A 2,429-nucleotide genomic window follows, 5' to 3' on the forward strand; every position below is an offset into this window, starting at 1 on the left:
CGCGACGAGCCAGCGGCGGAGCAGGTCGAAGGCGACGGCGGTACGGATGTGTCCGACGTGCGGCGGGGACTGGACGGTGGGCCCACAGACATACACGCTCACGTGACCGGGGCGCAGCGGCTCGAACGGCCGCAGGCGCCGGGTGCGCGTGTCGTAGATGTGGAGTCCCATCTGTCAAGAGTACGGCGCAGCCCCACGCGGGATCCCCCGCCACCCGTGTCAGACACGACTCCGTTCCATGAACAGCCCGCAACATGTATGAAATCCGACTCCGGTAGAGGGTCGAAGTCGGATGACGTGCGGCCCGGGCATGGTATGCGGAACGAGCCGTGCACGGTATGACGCACGGTATAACGCACAGCATGGTGCACAGCACGTCACAACGGAAGATCAAAAGTCACAACGGCGGATCCCCGGGGTTTCGCCGCACCTGACGATGCATCAGGCCATATATCAGGCCGCACATCAGGCCACAGCGGGCCGCCACGCACCGGACCACCGCCGTCAACCGGTGGTGAACACCCGCTCAGCGGTGACGCGGATGACAATCCGTGTCGCTTCGGGTGCGTCCCAGCGATACCTCTCGTCACCGGTGTACTTCAGCGCGAGGGCGTCGATCAGCTCGCGGCCTCCCTCTTCCGACAGCGTGGCCCGCCCCCGGACCTCGACATATCCGTAGGGATCCCGCTGGTCGAGGAACATGATTCCCACCCGCGGATCCCGGGCGATATCCCGCTCCTTGGCACGACCCCGAATTGTGGACAACAGAAGCTCATCGCCATCACGAGCAATCCACAACACAGTCATTCGCGGAGACCCGTCAGGCCGGATCGTCGCAAGCGTCACGTAGATCGGGGAATCCGCGAGCTTTTTGACCTTCTCAGGCAGATATGACGACATCAGGCTCCTCTGCCGCTCCTGTCGCTTTCCCACCCTGTCATCCGGTCGACGGCCGTCCGGTTGTCATGCCAATCAGGCATAACAACCGGACGGCCAGGTCGGGCCCACGACGCTCCTGGACGCGCCCTCGCTCAGGCGCGGACCACGAGCGCGGTGGCGATCGCCGCGAGCCCCTCGCCACGGCCGGTCAGCCCGAGGCCGTCGGTGGTGGTGGCGGACACGCTCACCGGCGCGCCCACCGCCGCCGTCAGGACCTCCTGTGCCTCCACCCGCCGGCCGGCCAGGCGCGGCCGGTTGCCCACGATCTGCACGGCGACGTTGCCGATGGTCCAGCCCGCCTCGGCCAGCAGCCTCGCCGTCTCACCCAGCAGGGCCACCCCGGCCGCACCGGCCCATTCCGGCCGGCCGGTACCGAAGACCGAGCCAAGATCCCCCAACCCGGACGCGGTCAGCAGCGCGTCGCAGGACGCGTGCGCGGCGACGTCGCCGTCCGAATGACCGTCGAGCCCGGTCTCACCGGGCCAGAGAATGCCCGCCACCCAGCAGGGGCGGCCCTCCGCGAACGGGTGGACGTCGACACCGAGCCCGACCCGAGGAAGTCCGGACAGATCCCTCACCTCACTCACACGTCATCACTTACACATCACTCAAGGAGAAGGAGACGGCCGGAAGCGGGCCGGAGCGCTCCGCGACCCGGATGCCGTTCCAGCGGCGTCGGCATTCCAGCGGCATCGGAACCGCGACGACCACCGTGTTGCCGGGATCCGGTGTTGCCGGGATCCGGCGCGGGTAGATGGTCGCCGCGTCAGGGCGTGTCCGGCGGATGTCTGATCGCGCGGGCCGCGCCCAGACGACCAACATCCACCAGACAGGCCCTAGCGGTGTGCGAGCAGCGCCTCGGCGAGGACCAGGTCGGCAGGCCGGGTCACCTTGAACGCCTCCTGGGCCCCGGGAACGGTCATCACGACCACGCCGAGCGCCTCGACCAGGCCTGCGTCATCGGTGATCGCCACTTCGGGGGGCAGCGTCGCGCTGAGCCGGTAGGCGTCGTCCAGCACGTCCCGGCGGAACCCCTGCGGGGTCTGCACGGCACGCAGGACGTCGCGCGGCACCGTCCGTACGACCCGGCCGGTGTCGTCGATCTGCTTGATGGTGTCGTTGACCGCGAGCACCGGGATGACCGCGGGCGCTCCGGCCAGGACCGCTGACGCGACCGTGTCGACAAGCGCCGGGGGCGTCAGCGGACGGGCCGCGTCGTGCACCAGGACGACCCCGACCGTCTCGTCGAGCACCGCGAGGGCGGCCCGCACGGAATCGATCCGCTCGGCGCCACCTGCGATCACCTGTACGCCAGGCCCCAGCAGCGCCGCGAAAGCGTCCAACTCCGCGGCCGGAGCGGCGACGACCACCTGATCGACCAGGGCTGCGGAGGTCAGTGACTCGACCGCATGCTGGACAAGCGAACGGCCGGCCAACGAACGAAGTGCCTTGGGTACGGATCCACCAAGACGCTCGCCGCGGCCGGCTGC

General features: G+C 69.0%; 4 protein-coding genes (1 of these 4 running past the window's edge). All 4 read right to left on the reverse strand.

Annotated features, from left to right (window positions below; genetic code table 11):
• Positions 1-171: the 5' portion of a hypothetical protein gene (locus FrCorBMG51_RS33560; protein WP_420848582.1), read on the reverse strand. 42 nt of this gene lie to the left of the window's left edge; the window shows 171 of its 213 coding nt (coding positions 1-171); the start codon lies at positions 169-171; the stop codon falls past the left edge of the window.
• A gap of 333 nt (positions 172-504) precedes the next feature.
• Positions 505-900 carry a PPOX class F420-dependent oxidoreductase gene (locus FrCorBMG51_RS05795; protein ID WP_047222070.1) on the reverse strand — a complete coding sequence of 132 codons (396 nt, stop codon included), beginning with the start codon at positions 898-900 and terminating at the stop codon, positions 505-507.
• Between the two features lie 131 nt (positions 901-1,031).
• Positions 1,032-1,526: a 2-C-methyl-D-erythritol 2,4-cyclodiphosphate synthase gene (gene ispF / locus FrCorBMG51_RS05800; RefSeq protein WP_200902345.1), complete on the reverse strand. Its 495-nt coding sequence runs from the start codon at positions 1,524-1,526 to the stop codon at positions 1,032-1,034.
• A 249-nt stretch (positions 1,527-1,775) separates the two neighbouring features.
• Positions 1,776-2,375 carry an IspD/TarI family cytidylyltransferase gene (locus tag FrCorBMG51_RS05810; protein WP_235433348.1) on the reverse strand — a complete coding sequence of 200 codons (600 nt, stop codon included), beginning with the start codon at positions 2,373-2,375 and terminating at the stop codon, positions 1,776-1,778.
• Positions 2,376-2,429 lie beyond the last annotated feature (54 nt).

This window comes from Protofrankia coriariae (assembly GCF_001017755.1).
Lineage (GTDB): Bacteria > Actinomycetota > Actinomycetes > Frankiales > Frankiaceae > Protofrankia > Protofrankia coriariae.

Bases quoted from the DNA above. Each gene is read 5' to 3' on its own strand.
- FrCorBMG51_RS05795 (WP_047222070.1), bottom strand. From the start codon at position 900: ATGTCGTCATATCTGCCTGAGAAGGTCAAAAAGCTCGCGGATTCCCCG.